General features: G+C 59.4%; 15 protein-coding genes. 10 read left to right on the forward strand and 5 right to left on the reverse strand.

All coding sequences use genetic code 11. The features are described from left to right. Positions 1-25 precede the first annotated feature (25 nt). Positions 26-2,464, reverse strand: coding sequence for a Lon protease family protein (locus tag KGB23_RS15090; protein WP_223431654.1), 2,439 nt, complete (start codon positions 2,462-2,464; stop codon positions 26-28). A gap of 275 nt (positions 2,465-2,739) precedes the next feature. Here KGB23_RS15090 and KGB23_RS15095 point away from each other — a divergent pair, with 275 nt between their 5' ends. The 5 genes from KGB23_RS15095 (at position 2,740) to KGB23_RS15115 (ending at position 6,518) form a co-directional block, all read left to right on the forward strand. Beyond that, complete coding sequence (locus tag KGB23_RS15095) at positions 2,740-3,228, forward strand: DUF3015 domain-containing protein (protein ID WP_008154254.1); 489 nt, start codon at positions 2,740-2,742, stop codon at positions 3,226-3,228. A 93-nt stretch (positions 3,229-3,321) separates the two neighbouring features. Further along, on the forward strand, positions 3,322-5,175 hold the full coding sequence (locus tag KGB23_RS15100; protein WP_223431655.1) for a DUF4105 domain-containing protein: 1,854 nt from the start codon (positions 3,322-3,324) through the stop codon (positions 5,173-5,175). Positions 5,176-5,212: 37 nt separating this feature from the next. Beyond that, on the forward strand, positions 5,213-5,518 hold the full coding sequence (locus tag KGB23_RS15105; protein ID WP_223431656.1) for a chorismate mutase: 306 nt from the start codon (positions 5,213-5,215) through the stop codon (positions 5,516-5,518). Between the two features lie 78 nt (positions 5,519-5,596). Beyond that, positions 5,597-5,953 carry a hypothetical protein gene (locus KGB23_RS15110; protein WP_223431657.1) on the forward strand — a complete coding sequence of 119 codons (357 nt, stop codon included), beginning with the start codon at positions 5,597-5,599 and terminating at the stop codon, positions 5,951-5,953. A gap of 70 nt (positions 5,954-6,023) precedes the next feature. Beyond that, complete coding sequence (locus tag KGB23_RS15115) at positions 6,024-6,518, forward strand: GreA/GreB family elongation factor (RefSeq protein ID WP_223431658.1); 495 nt, start codon at positions 6,024-6,026, stop codon at positions 6,516-6,518. Here KGB23_RS15115 and gdhA read toward each other — a convergent pair. Together gdhA and ettA are read right to left on the reverse strand one after the other, a co-directional pair. Then, a complete protein-coding gene (gene gdhA / locus KGB23_RS15120) occupies positions 6,515-7,852 on the reverse strand; it encodes an NADP-specific glutamate dehydrogenase (RefSeq protein ID WP_223431659.1) in 1,338 nt (445 codons plus the stop codon). The genes KGB23_RS15115 and gdhA overlap by 4 nt on opposite strands. A 370-nt stretch (positions 7,853-8,222) precedes the next feature. Next, complete coding sequence (ettA, locus tag KGB23_RS15125; RefSeq protein ID WP_056742850.1) at positions 8,223-9,887, reverse strand: energy-dependent translational throttle protein EttA; 1,665 nt, start codon at positions 9,885-9,887, stop codon at positions 8,223-8,225. A gap of 285 nt (positions 9,888-10,172) precedes the next feature. Here ettA and KGB23_RS15130 point away from each other — a divergent pair, with 285 nt between their 5' ends. The 5 genes from KGB23_RS15130 (at position 10,173) to KGB23_RS15150 (ending at position 18,603) form a co-directional block, all read left to right on the forward strand. After that, complete coding sequence (locus KGB23_RS15130) at positions 10,173-14,021, forward strand: bifunctional diguanylate cyclase/phosphodiesterase (protein ID WP_223431660.1); 3,849 nt, start codon at positions 10,173-10,175, stop codon at positions 14,019-14,021. Between the two features lie 223 nt (positions 14,022-14,244). Next, positions 14,245-15,498 (forward strand): serine hydroxymethyltransferase, encoded by a 1,254-nt coding sequence (gene glyA, locus KGB23_RS15135; RefSeq protein WP_223431661.1) that lies wholly within the window; start codon positions 14,245-14,247, stop codon positions 15,496-15,498. 277 nt (positions 15,499-15,775) lie between these two features. Further along, positions 15,776-17,089, forward strand: coding sequence for a C4-dicarboxylate transporter DctA (locus tag KGB23_RS15140; RefSeq protein ID WP_046048772.1), 1,314 nt, complete (start codon positions 15,776-15,778; stop codon positions 17,087-17,089). Between the two features lie 67 nt (positions 17,090-17,156). Further along, positions 17,157-17,861, forward strand: a complete 705-nt coding sequence (locus KGB23_RS15145) for a FadR/GntR family transcriptional regulator (RefSeq protein WP_223431662.1) — start codon at positions 17,157-17,159, stop codon at positions 17,859-17,861. Positions 17,862-17,886: 25 nt separating this feature from the next. Beyond that, positions 17,887-18,603 (forward strand): GntR family transcriptional regulator, encoded by a 717-nt coding sequence (locus KGB23_RS15150; RefSeq protein ID WP_223431663.1) that lies wholly within the window; start codon positions 17,887-17,889, stop codon positions 18,601-18,603. A gap of 121 nt (positions 18,604-18,724) precedes the next feature. On the opposite strand, the gene yjiA is transcribed toward KGB23_RS15150, so the two are convergent. Next, positions 18,725-19,696 carry a GTPase gene (gene yjiA, locus KGB23_RS15155; protein WP_008154234.1) on the reverse strand — a complete coding sequence of 324 codons (972 nt, stop codon included), beginning with the start codon at positions 19,694-19,696 and terminating at the stop codon, positions 18,725-18,727. A 176-nt stretch (positions 19,697-19,872) separates the two neighbouring features. Next, positions 19,873-20,070, reverse strand: a complete 198-nt coding sequence (locus tag KGB23_RS15160; protein ID WP_007895266.1) for a YbdD/YjiX family protein — start codon at positions 20,068-20,070, stop codon at positions 19,873-19,875. Between the last annotated feature and the right edge of the window lie 7 nt (positions 20,071-20,077).

The following is a 20,077-nucleotide window of genomic DNA, read 5'->3' on the forward strand; positions in this document are numbered from 1 at the left end:
GGGTTGAGGTGATCTCAAGTTTGTATCAGGCCGGCTTGGTTTCCACCAAGGCTTCCTGCGCCATCTCTTTCTCAGCTTCCTTGAGGTCTTCTTCGCTGATCATTTCTGCGATGACCCGCAAGCGTTCCACCACCCGCGCGTTAACGCTGCCTTCAGGGAACTGGCCATCGGCGTCCGGCGCACCGGCCGGCTCGCCGACCAACAGGCTCAGGGCTTCATCAGCCTGGCGCACGGCGTAGACGTGGAACTGCCCCGCGCGCACCGCCGTCAGCACTTTCTCGTCGAGCATCAGCGTGGCAACGTTGGCGTGGGGAATGATTGCGCCCTGCTCACCGGTCAGCCCGCGCGCTTCGCAGAGTCGGAAGAAGCCTTCGATCTTCTCGTTGACCCCGCCCACCGCCTGCACTTCACCGAACTGGTTGATCGAACCGGTGATCGCAAAACACTGCTTGAGCGGGGTTTTCGACAGCGCCGAAATCAAGGTGCAAGCCTCGCCCAGCGATGCACTATCACCATCGACGTAACCGTAGGACTGCTCCAGGGCGATACTCGCGGAAATCGCCAGCGGGAATTCCTGAGCGTAACGGCTGCCCAGATACCCCGTGAGGATCATCACGCCTTTGGAGTGAATGGGCTGACCGAGGTTGACCTCGCGCTCGATGTCGACGATGCCGCTGCCCCCCGGGTAGACCGTGGCGGAAATCCGCGCCGGTATACCGAAGGCCGAGTCACCGACCTCCAGCACTGTCAGCCCGTTGCACTTGCCAACCGCCGCACCTGCGGTGTCGATCAGGATGATCCCGGCCAGCATGTCATCGAGAATTCGCGCCGAGACGCGTCCGGTCCGCGTGGCCTTGGCCTTGAGCGCACGTTCGATGTGCCCGGCGTCGGTCATTTCATCACTGGCCAGTTGGCGAATGAAATCCGCCTCGCTGACCAGTTGGAACAGATCACCGATCCGCGCCGACAAACGCCCCTGGTGCTCAGCCAGGCGAGCACTGTAAGTCGCCAGGCGCGCCACCGCATCAGCGGTCAACGGCGCCATGCCTTCTTCGGAGGTGCGGGTCTTGAGCAACTGGGCGAACTGCTCCAGGCTCTCGTCGACCATCGGGATGTCTTCGTCGAAGTCCACCAGGACACGGAACATCTCCTGGAAGTCCGGATCGAGGTCCTGCAGCGTGTAGTAGAGCTGTCGGGCGCCGATGATGACCACTTTGACCTGCAACGGAATATGTTGCGGTGTCAGGGTCACGGTGGCGAAACGGCCCATCTCGCCCAGCGGCGATTCCATTTTCAATTTGCGCGATTGCAGCGCGCGTTTGAGCGCATCCCACACGAACGGCTCACTGAGCATTTTTTCCGCTTCAAGAATCAGGAAGCCGCCGTTGGCGCGGTGCAGCGCACCCGGGCGCAACTGTCGATACGTGGTGTAGAGCGCGCCCTGATCGGTGGTGTACTCGATGCGGCCGAACAGGTTTTCGTAAGTCGGGTGCGGCTCAAAGACCACTGGCGCACCGCCGCTGAACGGATGACCGACCACCAGACTCGGCGCGTATTGCTCTTCCAGCAGCTTGCGGGCGATGGCGTCCGTCTTGCTGTCGTCCACCAGTTGCTCGACCACGGTCTTGAGCAGATACACCTGCATTGCTTGCAGGTAACCGCAAACGCCGGCGTTTTCCGCGTACTTTTCCGACAGCGGCGCGAGCAAGGGTTGCAAGGCCAGGGTGATGGTTTCTTCGTTGAGCTGGCGCAGTTGATTGCTCGACTCACGCTTCCATTGCGGCAAGCTGGCGAGTTCTTCGTTCAGCCGCTCTTCCAGCCACGCAATATCCTCGTGAAAACGCTCGCGATCGACTTCCGGCAACTGGGCAAATTCGGCTTCGTCCACGGCCTTGCCTTCGCTCATCGGCGTGAAGGCGATATTGGTGCTGTCGCGGTACAGCGCAACGTCCTTCTCCAGCGCCAGGCGCTCGATCACATCCAGCGCGCGGTCATAGCGTTGATTGAAGGCGCGGTCGATGGCGCTCTTCTTCTGCTGGTAGGACGGGTGCTCGAACACGGCCGGAAAAGTCGCCAGCAGGTTGTCGATCAAGCCGCTGATGGCATCGATAAAGGCGCCAGCGGTGCCCGACGGCAACTCCAGGGCGCGAGGTTCGCGAGGATCATCGAAATTGTTGACGTAGACCCAGTCCGCCGGGGTCTGCAGGCGTTTGCCTTCGGCTTTCAGGTAGCGTTTGACGAACGAAAACCGGCCAGTGCCGGGCTCGCCCATGACGAAGACGTTGTAACCGGGGCGTGGCATTGCCACACCGAACTGCAAGGCTTCGACCGCACGTTCCTGGCCAAGCACACCGCGGAAGGGCTCCAAATCATTGGTGGTAGAGAAGCTGAACTGTTCAGCGGAAAACGGACGGGTCAGCGCTTCGGGCGCTAGACGCAAGCTGGCAGCAACAGGATCAGGCATCGGGCTTCCTTACATCAGGCGGGGCAGATAGCGGCATTCTGGCGCTGCCCGTACCTCACTGGCAAGGCGCGCCTCAAGCCAAAGTTTAGACAAAGCATCAGCCCCGGGCCGATCGGGTCAAAATCAGTGTTTTCAAGGAATGTTTCGCAAAAGATTACGGAACGCCCGGAAAATGCTTAAACTCCTGTTGCGCGGCTGGAACGAATAACCGGCCCACTGGCACCTTTAGGGGCCAGCACCTTGTCCATTGGTATGCACACAAAGAGAACATAGCTATGAAACGGATTCTTCTCGGTACTCTCTTCACCGCTGTATCCATCAACGCCATGGCACAGGCCCCAGGCGGCCCGGATTGCGGTTGGGGCAACATGCTGTTCGAAGGTCAGCGTGGCACCCCGGCGCACTTCCTGGCATCCACCACCAACGGCACTTCCGGCAACGCAACGTTCGGTATGACCTCGGGTACCAACGGTTGCTCGACCAATGCGTCGCTGACCTATGGCGGCAAATCCTGGATTGCCATGAATGGCATGATGAACGAGCTCTCTGAAGACATGGCTAAAGGTCAGGGCGAAGCGCTGACCACTTACGCTGTGGTACTGGGCGTGGCGCCGGAAGACCGTGCGCATTTCGCCGCTGTCACTCATGAGCACTTCCAGCAGATCTTCAGCAAGGCTGACGTGACCGCTGACGACGTGCATACCAATACCCTGGCCGTTCTGAAGAGCGATCCTCGTCTGGCCAAGTACGCCACTCAAGCTTAAGCTCGACCCGCCCGCTCCTTTCGGGGAGCGGGTTTTATTTTTTGAGCCTGGCCCTCTTTGGGTCTTTGTTTCTTTCGACTTAAGTTGCTCACTATGCTCAAACGCCTTGCCTGGCTGGCGCTCTGTGTCTGCGCCCCGCTGTCTGCCACGCCCAAAATCGACAATCAACGTTTGCAGCAATTGGCCAATGACCCCTTCTGGATTTCCCTGGGCCACTACGAAACCGCCAAACTCGGTGGCTGGCGCAGCTATGTCAGCGACAAGAAATTCTTCCTCGCCGCCGACGGCAATGAACATCCTGACCGCGAGCTGGCGGCGACCGTGCAAGCGCTGTACGCCCCGGTCAGTGCTGGTGAAAAACATGCGCAATGCGTCTATCCCGCCCGCACCCGCTGGCTGAAGGCGCAGCTCAACCTGAGCGATCTGCCGACGCTTCCCTGCACTGAATTCAAGCAATGGTTCAAGGATGTTTCGCCCCACAGTGCGGTGATGATTTTCCCGGCGGCGTATCTGAACAGTCCGTCATCGATGTTCGGCCACACGTTGCTGCGCATCGACCAGGCCAATGTGCAGAGCGATCAAACTGCCCTGCTCAGTTATGCGATCAACTTCGGCGCGTATATCGAAGGCTCGGACAACAGCATCCTGTATGCCTGGAAAGGCTTGATGGGCGGCTATCCTGGTCTGTTTGCTCTGGTGCCTTATCAGGAAAAACTCTCGGAGTACCGCAGTCTCGAGAACCGCGATCTGTGGGAATACCGTCTGAACCTGACCCAGGCAGAAACCGAACGCATGGTCGAGCACGTCTGGGAGCTCAAGCAGATCCAGTTCGACTATTTCTTCTTCGACGAAAACTGCTCTTATCGTCTGTTGGAATTGCTGCAAGTCGCCCGCCCGAGCCTGCGATTGACCGAACAGTTCCCGCTGACCGCGATTCCTACGGACACCGTCAAAGCGGTGAAAGAAGCCGGACTGGTGGAATCCATTCAGTATCGACCCTCTCGCGAACGTGAACTGCTGAGCCGCGCCGAGCCGTTGACCCATGAAGAACAGGAATGGGTGCTGAAAGTCAGCGCCGACCAGAAGCAACTGCAAGAACCGGCGTTCAAGGCTCAACCCAAGGATCGTCAGGCGCTGATCATCGACGCGGCCTATCGCCTGGAGCGCTACCGCGCCAACGGCCAGGAACGCGACCCGCAACGGGCACAGCGCAGCTTCGAATTGCTGCGGGCGATCAACCAGAACCCGGCACCGGAACTGGACATCCCGCAACCCGGCTTGCCCGAGGACGGCCATGAATCGCGCACCTGGCAGGCCGGTATCGGCACTCGGGGCGACAAGGCCTTTGGCGAATATGGCCTGCGCATGGCGTATCACGACCTCAACGACAACGCCGAGAGCTTCCCCCTCGGCGCGCAGATTGAAATCCTGCAAATGAAACTGCGCCAGTACGAAGGCAATCACTGGCAGTTGCAGCAATTGGACCTGGCGACCATCCGCTCCCTGACCCCGCGCAATGAATTGCTGCAACCACTCTCGTGGCAAGTCACCGGCGGCCTGGAGCGCGTGCCGGGCAAGCATGACGACGAAACCCTGGTCAGCCACGTCAATGGCGGTGGCGGCGGGACCTGGCAACTGGGCGACGACATGCTTGGCTTTGCTTTGGGCACCGTGCGCGTTGAACACAATAACGACTTCGCGAGCTTCATCGCACCGGCGGCGGGCTTCAACAGCGGCTTGCTGTGGAAAAACCCATTGGGCAACTTCAGCCTGGAGGCCAAGGGCGATTTTTTCACCAATGGCGAAGTGCGCCGTAGCGTGAGTCTGAATCAGCAGTGGGAATTGTCGCGCAACCTGGGCTTACGCCTGAGTGCCCAGCGCGAATTCAGCCATCTGGCTTCGCCCGAGAACGAAGTGATGCTTGAGCTGAAGTGGTATCACTATTGATCCGCCCCCCCCCGTAGAAAAATGGAGCTCGAACAACATGGTCGTTACCTGCAACTCCCTCGAAGACGTTCGCCAAAATATTGATCGACTGGACCGTCAGATGGTCACCCTGCTGGCCGAGCGCGGCGCTTACGTGGCGCAGGCGGCTCGTTTCAAGAAGGACACCGACGCGGTGAAAGCCCCGGCGCGGGTCGAGCAGGTCATCGCCAAAGTTCGAGCACTGGCTGAGGACGCAGGCGCCAGCCCAGCGGTAACGGAGCAGGTTTACCGCGCCATGATCGCTGCGTTCATCGAACAGGAATTGTCTGAACACGCGCGCCTGGCCAAAGCGCCAACAGATTAATCACAGGCCTTTCACAAACACCTCACGAATCCACTCCTAGACTTCTCCTATAGGCCGTTGACGGTCTGGGAGTCTGAGATGTGGCGTTGCGTGGGTGTGGCGGGTTTGCTGATGTTGATCGCGGGTTGCCAGACGACCCACGAGGATCTGATCGCCAAGGGTTATCCACCGGCATTCGCCGATGGCTTCGATGACGGTTGCAGCAGTGGCCGGCAAGCGGCGGGGGCAATCACCGGAGAGTTTCGTAAAAACGTTCCGCGTTACCTCAAGGACAAGCAGTACGCCGAGGGCTGGGGCGATGGCTTCCGTCAGTGTCAGGCGATGCGCGAAAGCGAGGACCGTGAGGATTATCGCAGCCACCATTGGGACGACCGGGACAAAGCCTGGCAGCAGCAGAAGGATCAGGACGCCGCTCGTGCTTTTCGCTCGCAATAAGTCGCCCACAGACATCTGTCGAAACTAAAAGCCTGCGACCATGGCCCAAACCCTATAACGGGAGAAAACCATGAGTCGCGCCTTCGTCAATGAAGATAACGCCGCCGCGCAAGCCGATCAGCCTGTCGAACGGCAGATCAGTACACAACCCAATTACGTCACGCCCACGGGGCTGGCCCAGTTGCAGGTGAAAGTCGCCGAATTGCAACACCTGCACAGCGAGCAATCGGCCAAAGGTGAGCACGCCGACAAGCAGCGCCTGGCGGACCTTGAACGGGATTTGCGGTATTTCAACCAGCGTCTGCAAAGCGCTCAGGTTGTGACCGTCGCCAACTCAACGCAAAAAGTGCAGATCGGCAGCCGTGTGACCTTCGCCGACGAACACAGCACCGAGCAAACCGTGCAACTGGTCGGCGAAGACCAGGCCAACGCGGCGGCGGGCCTGATCAACTGGGGTTCACCGCTGGGCCGGGCGATGCTCGGGGCGCAACTCGGCGACGAGGTGCTGTGGCAACGTCCGGCGGGCGATCATCTGATCGAGATCATCCGTATCGAACCGGCTTAAACCACGCCCTGGGCGAGCATCGCGTCGGCAACTTTGACGAAGCCGGCGATGTTCGCGCCTTTGACATAGTTGATCCGGCCATTCTCTTCGCCGTAATGCACGCAAGCGTGGTGGATCGACTGCATGATCGCGTGGAGTTTGCTGTCCACTTCACCACCGGTCCACAGCAGGCGCATGGCGTTCTGCGACATCTCCAGCCCGCTCACCGCGACACCACCGGCATTGGAAGCCTTGCCCGGCGCAAACAGAATCCCCGCCTCGATAAACAGGTCTACGGCTTCAAGGGTGGTCGGCATGTTCGCCCCTTCCGCCACGCAGATGCAGCCGTTACGCAGTAACGTGCGCGCCGCCTCGGCGTCCAGTTCGTTTTGTGTCGCGCAGGGCAGCGCAATGTCGCAACTCAGCGCCCACGGGTGCTGGCCGGCCTTGAACTCCAGGCCAAAACGGCCGGCCAGTTCACTGATGCGCCCGCGCTGGACGTTTTTCAGCTCCAGCACCGCCAGCCACTGCTCTTCGGTCAAACCGCTTTCGCAGTACAGCGTGCCTTCGGAGTCGGACAAGGAAATCACTTTGCCGCCCAGGTCCATGACCTTGCGCGCCGCGTACTGGGCCACGTTGCCGGAACCCGAAATGGCCACACGTTTACCTTCGACGGTTTCACCGCTGCGCTTGAGCATTTCTTCAGCGAAGTACACACAGCCGAAACCGGTGGCTTCCGGGCGAATCAGGCTGCCGCCATAGCTCGGGCCCTTGCCGGTCAACACGCTGGTGAACTGGTTGCTCAGGCGCTTGTATTGGCCGAACAGGAAACCGATCTCGCGGGCACCGACGCCGATATCACCGGCCGGAACGTCAACGTCTGCACCGATGTGACGGTACAACTCGCTCATGAAGGCCTGGCAGAACCGCATGACTTCAGCGTCGCTTTTGCCTTTGGGATCGAAATCCGAACCACCCTTGCCACCGCCCATCGGCAACGAAGTCAGCGAGTTTTTGAAGGTCTGTTCGAAGGCAAGGAACTTCAACACGCCGAGGTTCACCGAAGGATGGAAACGCAACCCACCCTTGTACGGACCAATGGCGCTGTTCATCTGGATGCGGAATCCGCGATTGACCTGCACGTTGCCTTGATCGTCGACCCAGGAAACCCTGAAAACGATCGCCCGCTCCGGCTCGCAAATCCGCTCCAGAATGCCGGAAGTCAGGTAGTGCGGATTGGCTTCAAGAAACGGCCACAGGCTGCGCAGGACTTCTTCCACGGCCTGATGGAATTCCGGCTGGTCAGGGTCGCGTTTTTTCAGGCGGGCAAGGAAGGATTCAACGGATTCGATCATGGAAAAGTCTCGGCAAATTTATTGTCGCAGGAAGAGATTGGGCCGGACTTTAGCAAACTGATTGCGCACCATGACAGAACAAAATGTCGCAATTATGAAATTAAATGGTGCGTCAGATATAAATTAATACGGATCTCGACGAGATTCGCACTCAAATAGGGATTCACAATTTGAATGCTGCACCGTCATGGATATCGCCTTCGCGAGCAAGCCCGCTCCCACATTTGATCTGTGGTGATCACGAATCCGAAGTCCACTGAAAATCAAATGTGGGAGCGGGCTTGCTCGCGAATGTCGCACCGCGGTGCCACTGAAAGACCAAAAAAAACGGAGCCCTAAGGCTCCGTTCTTTCATGCAACCAACCTGAAATCAGGCCAGTTTCTTGTGCCGTACACGGTGCGGCTGAGTCGCGGCTTCGCCGAGGCGTTTGCGGCGATCGGCTTCGTACTCGGTGTAGTTGCCTTCGAAGAACACCGCTTGCGAGTCGTCTTCGTACGCCAGGATGTGAGTCGCGACGCGGTCAAGGAACCACCGATCGTGAGAGATCACAATGGCGGCGCCCGGGAAGTCCAGCAGGGCTTCTTCCAGGGAACGCAGGGTTTCAACGTCGAGGTCGTTGGACGGTTCGTCGAGCAGCAGGACGTTGCCGCCCTCTTTCAGGGTCAGGGCCAGGTGCAAGCGACCGCGCTCACCACCGGACAGGTCCTTGACGAACTTCTGCTGATCGCCGCCCTTGAAGTTGAAGCGACCGACGTAGGTGCGCGACGGGATCTCGTAGTTGCCGATGCGGATCTGATCCGAACCGTCGGAGATTTGCTGGAACACAGTCTTGCTGCCGTCCAGGTCTTCGCGGCTCTGATCGACGCACGCCAGTTGCACGGTTTCGCCGACTTCGATGCTGCCCGAATCCGGTGTTTCCTTGCCCATCAGCATGCGGAACAGGGTCGATTTACCGGCACCGTTACCGCCGATCACGCCAACGATGGCGCCTTTAGGCATGGAGAACGACAGGTTGTCGATCAGCACGCGATCGCCATAACCCTTGGAAACGTTTTTGAATTCGATGACCTTGTCGCCCAGGCGTGGACCGGCCGGGATGTAGATCTCGTTGGTTTCGCTGCGCTTCTGGAATTCCTGCGATTGCATTTCTTCGAAGCGTTGCAGACGAGCCTTGGATTTGGACTGGCGGGCCTTGGCGCCTTGGCGCACCCACTCCAGTTCTTCCTTCATGGCTTTTTCGTGGGCCGACTGCTGCTTGGATTCGGCAGCCAGACGATTGGACTTGGCTTCAAGCCAACCCGAATAGTTGCCCTCGTAAGGGATACCGGCGCCGCGGTCGAGTTCGAGGATCCAGCCAGCGACGTTGTCCAGGAAGTACCGGTCGTGCGTGATCGCAACCACGGTGCCCGGGAAATCGTGCAGGAAGTGCTCCAGCCAGGCGACGGAATCGGCGTCCAGGTGGTTGGTCGGTTCGTCGAGCAGCAGCATGTCGGGGGCGGACAGCAGCAGGCGGCACAGGGCCACACGACGCTTCTCACCACCGGACAGGAATTCGACCTTGGCATCCCACGCCGGCAGACGCAGCGCATCGGCGGCGACTTCCAGTTGGCGATCCAGGTTGTGGCCGTCGCTGGCCTGCAGGATGGCTTCAAGCTTGGCTTGTTCTGCGGCCAGTTTGTCGAAGTCGGCATCTTCATCAGCGTAAGCCGCGTAGACCTCGTCCAGGCGAGCCTGGGCGTTCTTGATCACGCTGACCGCTTCCTCGACCACTTCACGCACGGTCTTGGTCGGGTCCAGGATCGGCTCTTGCGGCAGGTAGCCGATGTTCAGCTCCGGCATCGGACGGGCTTCACCCTCGAACTCGGTGTCGACGCCCGCCATGATTTTCAACAGCGTGGACTTACCCGAACCGTTAAGGCCGAGTACGCCAATCTTGGCGCCCGGGAAGAACGACAGCGAAATGTTTTTCAGGATTTCCCGCTTCGGCGGAACAACTTTACCCAGCCGATGCATGGTGAATACGTATTGAGCCATGGAGAACCTAGGGTCAGTGAACGATGAATGATTGGCGCGCGGGCGATGCCCGGCCAGGCCGTGCGCGTCGTCCGATTGATGGTCATCAATGCGTGCGCGCTGAAAAAGCCTGATTCTAGGAGCTGGAACGCTCCCGCGTAACCGGCAAAGCTACCTGATTGACGGAAGGCAGTCCAGCCGAGCGGGACTGGCACTTTGCCACAACTCAAGGCATGCTAGCCGCCCTTCGGGCGTCCGGCTTATAGTGCATGTCGCGCCAGTCCAGCCAAACCGCAGGATTACAGTTTGTCTAATGTCACTCCCCCTTCTTCCGTGAGCGCACTCAATCCTGCGACCGGCTCACCCCTGCGTGGGTCCTTGAAGGGCGCGCTGGCGACGCTCGTCCTGTTGTTGCTCGCGCTGCTGTTCTGGCAGTTGCTGGATCAGCTTCGCGATGCCCAACAACACCAGCGTCAGTACACCATCAACTACACCGCCGATCTGGCCTCGCAAGTCAGCCTGAACATGGCGCTCAACGCCCAGATCGCCCTCAACCTGCTACCGATCGTCGAACAACCAAAAAGCGCCGACGAACTGCAAGCGCTGTTTCGCAAACTGCAAAAATCCTTGCCCGAGCTGCGCAGCCTCGCGTTGCTCAGCCCTTCCGGGAAAATCCTCAACGACAGCGCCGACAACAGCGACGATGCCGACTACCTGAGCGAACTGGTCCGGCGCAGTCACGCCCAGGCCCATTATTTCAGCAATGCCAATGACGGCTCGGTGGTGCACCTGTTGCTGCATCAAGCCAGCGGTAACACCCGCGGCTACTGGGTTCTGCGCCTGACGCCAACATTTTTTTCATCGCTGACCAAACAAAACGAAACCGGTATTCGCCCGCTGTGGCTGGTGGAAAACCGCTTCAATCACCAAGTCATCAGTCGCGATGAGTCACTACCCTTGGCCAAGCCCGGCGAACTGACCGAGGACGATGTGGCCAACAGCGTGCTGACCGTGCCCCTGAGCAGTAGCGACTGGCAACTGCGCGGGTTGTTCGACCGGCAACGGATGATCGAACAGCTGCTGCCGGCGTTCATCGGCAAATGCCTTCTGGGCCTGGCCTTCTCCCTGCTGCCGTTCATCGCCCTGCTGAACATGCGCCGCCGCCAGCGCCAGGTGCACGAAGGCCGTCGACGCTACCAGGATATTTTCGAAGGCACCGGTGTCGCACTGTGTGTACTCGACGTATTCGGGCTCAAAAGCTTCTTTGACAAGGCTCAGCTGCACAGCAGCGAACAACTGAAAGCCTGGCTCGATACACCGGAACAGCGCCAGCAACTGCTGCAAGAACTGCGCATCACCGAAGTCAACCTGGTCGCCCTGCAACTGCTCAACGTCAACACCTGCGATCAAGCCTGGAAACTGCTGATCGACGGTAACCCGCAGGACGGCACCGCCATCGGCAATCAAGTGCTCGACGCGGTGCTCAACCAGCAGAAACAGCTTGAACTGGAAATCAAACTGCAAGATGCCAATGGCCGCGACCAGCACTTGTGGCTGGTCCTGCGTCTGCCGGAAGACCAGGACGACTATAAAGCGGTGATCCTGAGCATTACCGACATCACCAGCCGCAAGCTCGTCGAACTGTCGCTGTTGGAGCGTGAAGGATTCTGGTCCGACGTGGTACGCACCGTGCCGGATCATCTGTACGTGCAGGACGTGATCAGCCAGCGAATGATTTTCAGCAACCACCACCTGGGCCAGACACTCGGTTACAACCGCACCGAGCTGCACCAGATGGGCGAGTACTTCTGGGAAATCCTGCTGCACCCCGAAGATGCCGACTTCTACCACCGCTCGCGCCAAACCCAGCGGCAGACCGGTTACAGACAATTGATGCAATGCCAGCTGCGCTTCCGCCACCGGGATGGTAAATGGCGGCGTTTCGACATCCGTGAACAGGCGCTGGCGCGGGACAAGCACGATCAGGTCACACGGATCATCGGCGTGGCCAAGGACATCACCGAGCAGATCGAAGCCAGTGAGTCCCTGCGCGACAGCGAGCAGCGTTACCGGATGCTCGCCGAAAGCATCAGCGACGTGATTTTCTCAACCGACAGCAAGTTGGCGCTCAACTACGTCAGCCCGTCGGTGCAAGCCGTGCTGGGCTACGACGCCGACTGGATTTTCCAGAACGGCTGGCAATCGACCATCGCCAACCCGCAACAGCTGACCGGCATTTACAGCCTGATGGACCGGGTCAGCAAAGCGCTGAATAAACCCGACCAACTGGCGCTGTTGCGCAGCCAGGTGCAGACCCAACTGTTTTTGTTCGACTGCCTGCGGGCCGACGGGCGAAAAATTCCTATCGAACTGCGGCTGGTGCTGGTCTGGGACGAACACGGTGCATTCGAAGGCGTGCTGGGCGTCGGTCGCGACATCAGCCAGCAACGCCGGGCCGAAAAAGACCTGCGCATGGCCGCGACCGTATTTGAGCACTCGACCTCGGCGATCCTGATCACCGACCCGGCCGGCTACATCGTCCAGGCCAACGAAGCCTTCAGCCGTGTCAGCGGTTATGCGGTGGAGCAGGTGCTCGACCAATTGCCGAACATGCTGACCGTCGACGATCAGCAGGAAGCCCATCTGCGTTACGTGCTCAAGCAATTGCATCAGCACAGCACGTGGGAAGGCGAAGTCTGGCTCAAACGACGCAATGGCGAGCATTACCCGGCCTGGGTCGGGATCACGGCGGTGCTGGATGACGAAGGCGATCTGGCCAGCTACGTGTGCTTCTTCAGCGACATCAGCGAGCGCAAGGCCAGTGAGCAGCGGATTCACCGCCTCGCCTATTACGACGCCCTGACCCACCTGCCCAACCGCACACTGTTCCAGGATCGCCTGCACACGGCACTGCAATCAGCCGAGCGGCAGAAGTCCTGGGTGGTGCTGATGTTCCTCGACCTGGACCGCTTCAAACCGATCAACGACTCCCTGGGCCACGCCGCCGGCGATCGCATGCTCAAGGAAATGGCCACGCGCCTGCTCGGCTGTGTCGATGAAGACGACACCGTGGCGCGCATGGGCGGCGATGAATTCACCTTGCTGCTGCAACCGCGGGCCAACCGTGAAATTGCCTTGAACCGTGCGATTCATGTGGCCGAACAGATTCTTGCCAGCCTGGTGAAACCGTTCGTGCTTGAAGGCCGCGAGTTCTTCGTCACCGCCAGTATCGGCATCGCCCTGAGCCCTCAGGACGGTAACGAACTCAGCCAGCTGATGAAAAACGCCGACACCGCGATGTATCACGCCAAGGAGCGTGGCAAGAACAACTTCCAGTTCTATCAGGCCGATATGAACGCCAGCGCCCTGGAGCGTCTGGAACTGGAAAGCGACTTGCGTCACGCCCTGGAGCAGAACGAATTCGTCCTCTACTACCAACCGCAGTTCAGCGGCGATGGCAAACGCCTGACCGGCGCTGAAGCCTTGCTGCGCTGGCGCCATCCGCGACGCGGTCTGGTGCCGCCGGGAGATTTCATTCCGGTGCTCGAAGAGCTCGGTCTGGTGGTGGATGTCGGCGACTGGGTGATCAGCGAGGCCTGCCGTCAACTCAAGACCTGGCATCAGGCCAAGGTTCGGGTGCCGAAGGTGTCGGTGAACATTTCGGCCCGGCAATTCTCCGACGGCCAACTCGGGACGCGGATCGCCACCATCCTCAGGGAAACCGGCCTGCCGCCGGCATGCCTGGAGCTGGAACTGACCGAAAGTATTCTGATGCGCGAAGTCAGCGAAGCGATGCAGATTCTCGCCGGGCTGAAAAATCTCGGCCTGAGCATTGCGGTCGATGACTTCGGCACCGGTTACTCATCGCTCAACTACCTCAAGCAGTTCCCGATCGACGTGCTGAAAATCGACCGCACCTTCGTCGACGGCCTGCCGTCGGGTGAGCAGGATGCGCAGATTGCCCGCGCGATCATCGCCATGGCCCACAGCCTCAATCTGGCGGTTATCGCCGAGGGCGTGGAAACCCACGAGCAACTCGACTTCCTGCGTGAGCATGGTTGCGACGAGGTTCAGGGCTATCTGTTCGGCCGTCCGATGCCGGCGAACCGGTTTGAAGCGCAGTTCAGCAATGATGCGTTGTTCATGTTCGACTGAGGCCTTGTGGTGTTGCGGGCGGCCTCTTCGCGAGCAAGCCAGCTCCCACAGGGGAACGCATTTCAAAATGTGGGAGCGGGCTTGCTCGCGAAGAGGCCCTCCGACGCACCGCATATCTGGTCATGAAGCCCACTTGTCTGCGACATGATGTCCTTTCATATGCCATCTAAAACCCATTGGGTTAGAATGCTCCCCTTTTCTGCCCCGATCCTTGAGGACCGCCATGTTCAGCCGTGATTTGACTATTGCCAAGTACGACGCCGATCTCTTTGCCGCCATGGAGCAAGAAGCTCAGCGCCAGGAAGAACACATCGAGTTGATCGCTTCGGAAAACTACACCAGCCCTGCGGTCATGGAAGCTCAAGGCTCGGTACTGACCAACAAGTACGCCGAAGGCTACCCGGGCAAGCGCTACTACGGTGGTTGCGAGTTCGTCGACGTGGTCGAGCAACTGGCCATCGACCGTGCAAAAGAACTGTTCGGCGCTGATTACGCCAACGTTCAACCGCACGCCGGTTCGCAAGCCAACAGCGCCGTTTACCTGGCTCTGCTGCAAGCGGGCGACACCATCCTGGGCATGAGCCTGGCGCACGGTGGTCACCTGACCCACGGTGCCAGCGTTTCTTCCTCCGGCAAGCTGTACAACGCCGTTCAATACGGCATCGACGGCAACGGCCTGATCGACTACGACGAAGTCGAGCGTCTGGCGGTTGAACACAAGCCGAAAATGATCGTGGCCGGTTTCTCTGCCTACTCGCAGATCCTCGACTTCCCGCGTTTCCGTGAAATCGCTGACAAGGTTGGCGCCTACCTGTTCGTCGACATGGCCCACGTGGCCGGTCTGGTCGCCGCTGGCGTCTACCCGAACCCGGTGCCTTTCGCTGACGTCGTGACCACCACCACGCACAAGACCCTGCGCGGTCCACGTGGCGGTCTGATCCTGGCTCGCGCCAACGCCGACATCGAGAAGAAACTGAACTCCGCGGTGTTCCCGGGTGCCCAGGGTGGCCCGCTGGAGCACGTGATCGCCGCCAAAGCGATCTGCTTCAAGGAAGCACTGCAACCTGAGTTCAAGACCTACCAGCAACAAGTGGTGAAAAACGCCCAGGCCATGGCCGGTGTGTTCATCGAGCGCGGCTTCGACGTAGTATCCGGCGGGACTGAAAACCACCTGTTCCTGCTGTCGCTGATCAAGCAGGAAATCTCCGGTAAAGACGCCGACGCCGCTCTGGGCAAAGCGTTCATCACCGTGAACAAGAACTCCGTGCCAAACGATCCCCGCTCCCCGTTCGTCACCTCCGGCCTGCGCTTCGGTACTCCGGCTGTGACCACTCGTGGCTTCAAGGAAGCAGAGTGCAAAGAGCTGGCCGGCTGGATCTGCGACATCCTGGCGGACCTGAACAACGAAGCGGTGATCGACTCCGTTCGTGAGAAGGTCAAGGCCATCTGCAAGAAGCTGCCGGTATACGGCGCCTAATCAGCCCGCAGAACCGCAGCAATGAAAAAACCGGCCAGTGATGGCCGGTTTTTTTTCGTCCGCAATTTTTTTCAAACCGCGAAAAGGCTCAAGGTCGGGGCATTGCGTCCAACTGGTAAGACCGGTCATGCCAATGACTCAAAAATCGCTTGCGATCACCCAAAAACAGCGCCTAGACTGCGCCTGCACTGGACATACCGGTAAGACCACAATAATTAAGTCCTGAATCTGATGCGCGAAGCGCACGGCAGCCAGGACACCGACCAGGATTCCTCCCATGCTCAGATGGTGCTCGCGTTCAATCTTCCTCCAAGTGGTTCTCGGACTGGTGCTCGGCATCGTCTGCGGGCTGACCCTTCCTGAATACTCCGCCCAGCTCAAACCTCTCGGCGATGGCTTCATCAAACTGATCAAGATGCTCATCGGTCTGATCGTGTTCTGCGTAGTGGTCAGCGGCATCAGCGGTGCCGGCGACCTGAAGAAGGTCGGACGCATCGGCCTGAAATCGGTGATCTACTTCGAAATCCTGACCACCATCGCCCTGGTGATTGGTCTGGTGTTCGCTTTCAGCACCGGCATCGGCAGCGGCGCGAACATTCATCTGGATCAGCTCTCTGCTGCCGACATGGGCGACATCGCCCAGCGCGGTCAGCACATGCACACCACCACGCAGTTCCTGATGGACCTGATCCCGACCTCGGTAATCGGCGCCTTCGCGGAGAACAACATTCTGCAAGTCCTGCTGTTTTCGGTGCTGTTCGGCAGTGCGCTGAATCTGGTGGGCGAAGCGGCCTCCGGTATTTCCCGGTTGATCAACGAACTCAGCCACGTGATTTTCCGCATCATGGGCATGATCGTGCGCCTCGCGCCGATTGGTGTGTTCGGGGCGATTGCCTTCACGACCAGCAAATATGGCTTGGACTCGTTGCAACACCTGGGCAGCCTGGTCGGCCTGTTTTACCTGACCTGTTTCGCGTTTGTGTCAGTGATTCTCGGCCTGGTGATGCGCCTGTCCGGCCTGCGGATGTGGCCATTGCTCAAGTACCTGCGCGAAGAACTGCTGATCGTCATGGGCACCGCTTCTTCCGACGCCGTGCTGCCACAAATCATGCGCAAGCTTGAGCATCTGGGCATCGGCAGTTCGACGGTCGGGTTGGTGATTCCTACCGGTTACTCGTTCAATCTGGACGGTTTCTCGATCTACCTGACCCTGGCCATCGTGTTCATCGCCAATGCCACCGGCACGCCGCTGGCCATGACCGACCTGCTGACGATTCTGCTAGTGTCGTTGATCACCTCCAAAGGTGCCCACGGGATTCCCGGCTCGGCGCTGGTGATTCTCGCGGCGACACTGACGGCGATCCCGGCGATTCCGGTGGTCGGCCTGGTGCTGGTGTTGGCAGTGGACTGGTTCATGGGCATCGGCCGGGCGCTGACCAACCTGATCGGCAACTGCGTCGCCACGGTGGCCATTGCGCGCTGGGAAAAAGACATCGATATCCAACGGGCGAACAAAGTACTTTCTGGCCAGGTGGGTTATACCTTCCAGCCGAGAAAACCTGTCGGCCCGGCACATCAGCAGGAATTCTGAATAATCGCCGTGTCTGCCCACGGGCAGGCACGGTCATCAATCGTTTTGGATGCTCATGGAGCGAACAGTGATCACCTCGTCAACCGTCGTCAATTCAGTCGTAGAGAAACTCCGGGCCGCTTTGGCCCGTGGTCAGTGGCGCTCCGGCGAGATGCTGCCGGGGCAGCGTGAGCTGGCCGAACAACTGGGCATCAGCCGCCCGAGCCTGCGCGAAGCCGTCATCGTGCTGGAAACCCTCGGGCTGGTGCGCTCCATGCCGGGTAAGGGCGTGGTGGTGCTGGAGGCCAATCTCAGCGACAGTCAAAGCCACGACCGCGCAGTCGCCGGTGCGAGCCTGGAAGACGTGCTGCAACTGCGCTACACGCTGGAACCGTTCATTGTCGGCCTGGTGGCGCAGTCGATCAGCAGCAAGGAAGTCGGGCAACTGCGCCTGACCCTGATGGACATGCGCGAAGCGCTGGAAGCCAACGACAGCGAAGCCGGGGTGAACGCCTACATCGCGTTCCACGAAGAGCTGTTCACACTGACCTCGAACCCGATTTTCCAGAGTGTGGTGCAACAGACCAGCAACGCTCTCAAGCAAAGCGCCGACGTGCTGCGCAACTCTCCGGAGCATTTGGCTGAGCGCCTTGAGGAGAACGAAGCCGTGGTGCGCGCTATTCGCAGCAAAAACAGCGCCCAGGCCAGCGCCGAAATGCGTCGGCACATCCTTCGGGAAGGCCAGCGGATGGGCATCGAATTGAATATTCCGGACGACAACCTCGTCACTTGAGTCCGCTTCGAACTGGAGACAAGCCATGAACAGCTTCGCCTCACCGCAAATCCTCACTGCCCTGCCCTTCCCGCGAGCGAACACCGGGAAGCCGTCAGCGGATGATCTCTACTCACGGATATTCGATGCCATTCTCGAACAGCGCATCGTCCCCGGCAGTCGCTTCACCGAAGAAAGCCTGGGAGATATGTTCGGGGTGAGCCGCAGCAGCATCCGCCAGGTGCTGACGCGCCTGTCTCATCAGCAGATCATCATCCTTCGCACCCATCATCGTCCCCGGGTCGCCGCGACAGATGTCGAGCAGACTCGGCAGACGCTTCACGCCCGGCGACTGACCGAGCTCACGCTGGTGCGGCTGGCCTGTCAGCAGCCTCGCCCGCAAGACCTCAATCGTCTGCGCGACTTGATCGATAGTGAGCGCCGGTGTCTGGAGCGCGATCAGCGTGGCCCGGCGATTCGGTTGTCAGGGGAGTTTCACTTGCAGTTGGCCGAAATGGCGGGGAATGCACCTTTGGCGCATTTTCTTGGCAGTCTGGTGCCGCTTACTTCACTGGCGATTGCGCAGTTTGATGCACAGGCCGAGGGTTATTGCGTGTGGCAGGTGCATGAGAGGATTCTGGATGCGGTTGAGAGTAGGGATGCGGTAATGGCAGAGACTTTGCTCAGCCAACACCTGGATCATTTGGAGGCGGTATTGCTGAACTCACAACCAATATTCCGCCAGAATCGTGTTGCTGGTTAGATCGCCTTCGCGAGCAAGCCCGCTCCTACAGTTGATCGCATTCCAACTGGAAGCACTCGGTCAAAAGTGGGAGCGGGCTTGCTCGCGAAAGCGCACTTGAGTGCGCTGATAATGTCGAGCCTTACTCCGCCGCTACCCGCGCAAACCCCTCACGAATCTTCTCTTCCGGCAAATCATCGGCAATGAACACGATCACGCTTTCACGCGTTTCATCGTCTGCCCATTCGGTGTCCCAATCGAATCCGTACAACTTCAACACCCCCTGAAACACCATGCGCCGCGGCTCGCCAAGGATGTTCAACACGCCTTTGTAGCGCAGCAGTTGCTTGCCATGGTCTTCCAGCAGTTCGTTCATGAACTCGCTGAGCTTGTCGATATCCAGCGGCTTGTCGGTGCGCAGCACCAGGCTGGAAATGCGGTCGATGGACGGCGCTTTGCTCACCGGGCGCAGGCTGACGCCACCACCCAGGTCGGCATTGAGATTGAAGCCGCGCACGTCGAGCAATTCGGCCAGATCGATCTTGCCGTGCTCGACCACGCGGATCGGTGCGCGACGGTTGATGCGGGTCAGGCGCTCGCTCAGCGCGGTAAAGGTCGCCTCGTCCACCAGATCGCGTTTGCTCACCAGCAAGCGGTCGGCGAAACCGATCTGCGCCTGGGCGATGGTTTGAGTCAGGTGAGTGTCAGCGTGCGCCGCATCGACCAGGGTGATGATGCCGTCGAGGATGTAGCGCTCGCGCAGCTCTTCATCGATGAAAAAGGTTTGGGCCACAGGTGCCGGGTCGGCCAGGCCGGTGCATTCGATCACCAGACGGTCGAAGGCGATTTCGCCGCTGTCCAGGCGTTCGAGCAGCAGGTACAAAGCCTTGGTCAGGTCGGTGTGGATGGTGCAGCAGACGCAGCCGTTGGACAGCGTCATCACTTGCACCGGTTCGTCGCCCAACAGCTGGGTGTCGATACCGGCGTCGCTGAATTCGTTCTCGATCACGGCGATTTTCAGGCCGTGTTCGGCTTTGAGCAGGTAGCGCAATAGCGTGGTTTTTCCCGCGCCGAGAAAGCCACTGAGGATTGTTACCGGGATGGGAGAGGACAAACGGGTTCTCCTGTTTCACAAAGTTAAAAAACAACACAAAACAAATGTGGGAGCGGGCTTGCTCGCGAAGAGGTCGTGTCAGTCGACATTAACGTTGAATGACACACCGCTTTCGCGAGCAAGTCGGATCGCCGCACCGCCGCTCCCACAGGGATTGCATCAGCCAGGCTGTTGCTTCAACAGCACTTCGGCCCACCCTTGCCACCGTAACGAGCTTCCTGACGTTCCCGGAAGAACATCTCATAGCTCATCACCGGTTTGTCCGGGTGTTTGGTTTGCATGTGCTCGACGTAATTGTCGTAGTCGGGCATGCCGACCATCAGGCGCGCAGCCTGACCGAGGTATTTACCGAGGCGACTCAGGTCATTGAACATGCTGCAA

Source organism: Pseudomonas sp. GL-B-26, assembly GCF_019947405.1.
In the GTDB taxonomy this organism is placed as follows: Bacteria; Pseudomonadota; Gammaproteobacteria; order Pseudomonadales; family Pseudomonadaceae; genus Aquipseudomonas.

Coding starts and splice junctions, on each gene's coding strand:
- ettA (WP_056742850.1), bottom strand. CDS start 9,887: ATGGCTCAATACGTATTCACCATGCATCGGCTGGGTAAAGTTGTTCCG.
- KGB23_RS15140 (WP_046048772.1), top strand. CDS start 15,776: ATGCTCAGATGGTGCTCGCGTTCAATCTTCCTCCAAGTGGTTCTCGGA.
- KGB23_RS15110 (WP_223431657.1), top strand. CDS start 5,597: ATGTGGCGTTGCGTGGGTGTGGCGGGTTTGCTGATGTTGATCGCGGGT.
- gdhA (WP_223431659.1), bottom strand. CDS start 7,852: ATGATCGAATCCGTTGAATCCTTCCTTGCCCGCCTGAAAAAACGCGAC.
- KGB23_RS15115 (WP_223431658.1), top strand. CDS start 6,024: ATGAGTCGCGCCTTCGTCAATGAAGATAACGCCGCCGCGCAAGCCGAT.
- KGB23_RS15160 (WP_007895266.1), bottom strand. CDS start 20,070: ATGTTCAATGACCTGAGTCGCCTCGGTAAATACCTCGGTCAGGCTGCG.
- KGB23_RS15100 (WP_223431655.1), top strand. CDS start 3,322: ATGCTCAAACGCCTTGCCTGGCTGGCGCTCTGTGTCTGCGCCCCGCTG.
- KGB23_RS15150 (WP_223431663.1), top strand. CDS start 17,887: ATGAACAGCTTCGCCTCACCGCAAATCCTCACTGCCCTGCCCTTCCCG.
- KGB23_RS15090 (WP_223431654.1), bottom strand. CDS start 2,464: ATGCCTGATCCTGTTGCTGCCAGCTTGCGTCTAGCGCCCGAAGCGCTG.
- glyA (WP_223431661.1), top strand. CDS start 14,245: ATGTTCAGCCGTGATTTGACTATTGCCAAGTACGACGCCGATCTCTTT.
- KGB23_RS15105 (WP_223431656.1), top strand. CDS start 5,213: ATGGTCGTTACCTGCAACTCCCTCGAAGACGTTCGCCAAAATATTGAT.
- KGB23_RS15095 (WP_008154254.1), top strand. CDS start 2,740: ATGAAACGGATTCTTCTCGGTACTCTCTTCACCGCTGTATCCATCAAC.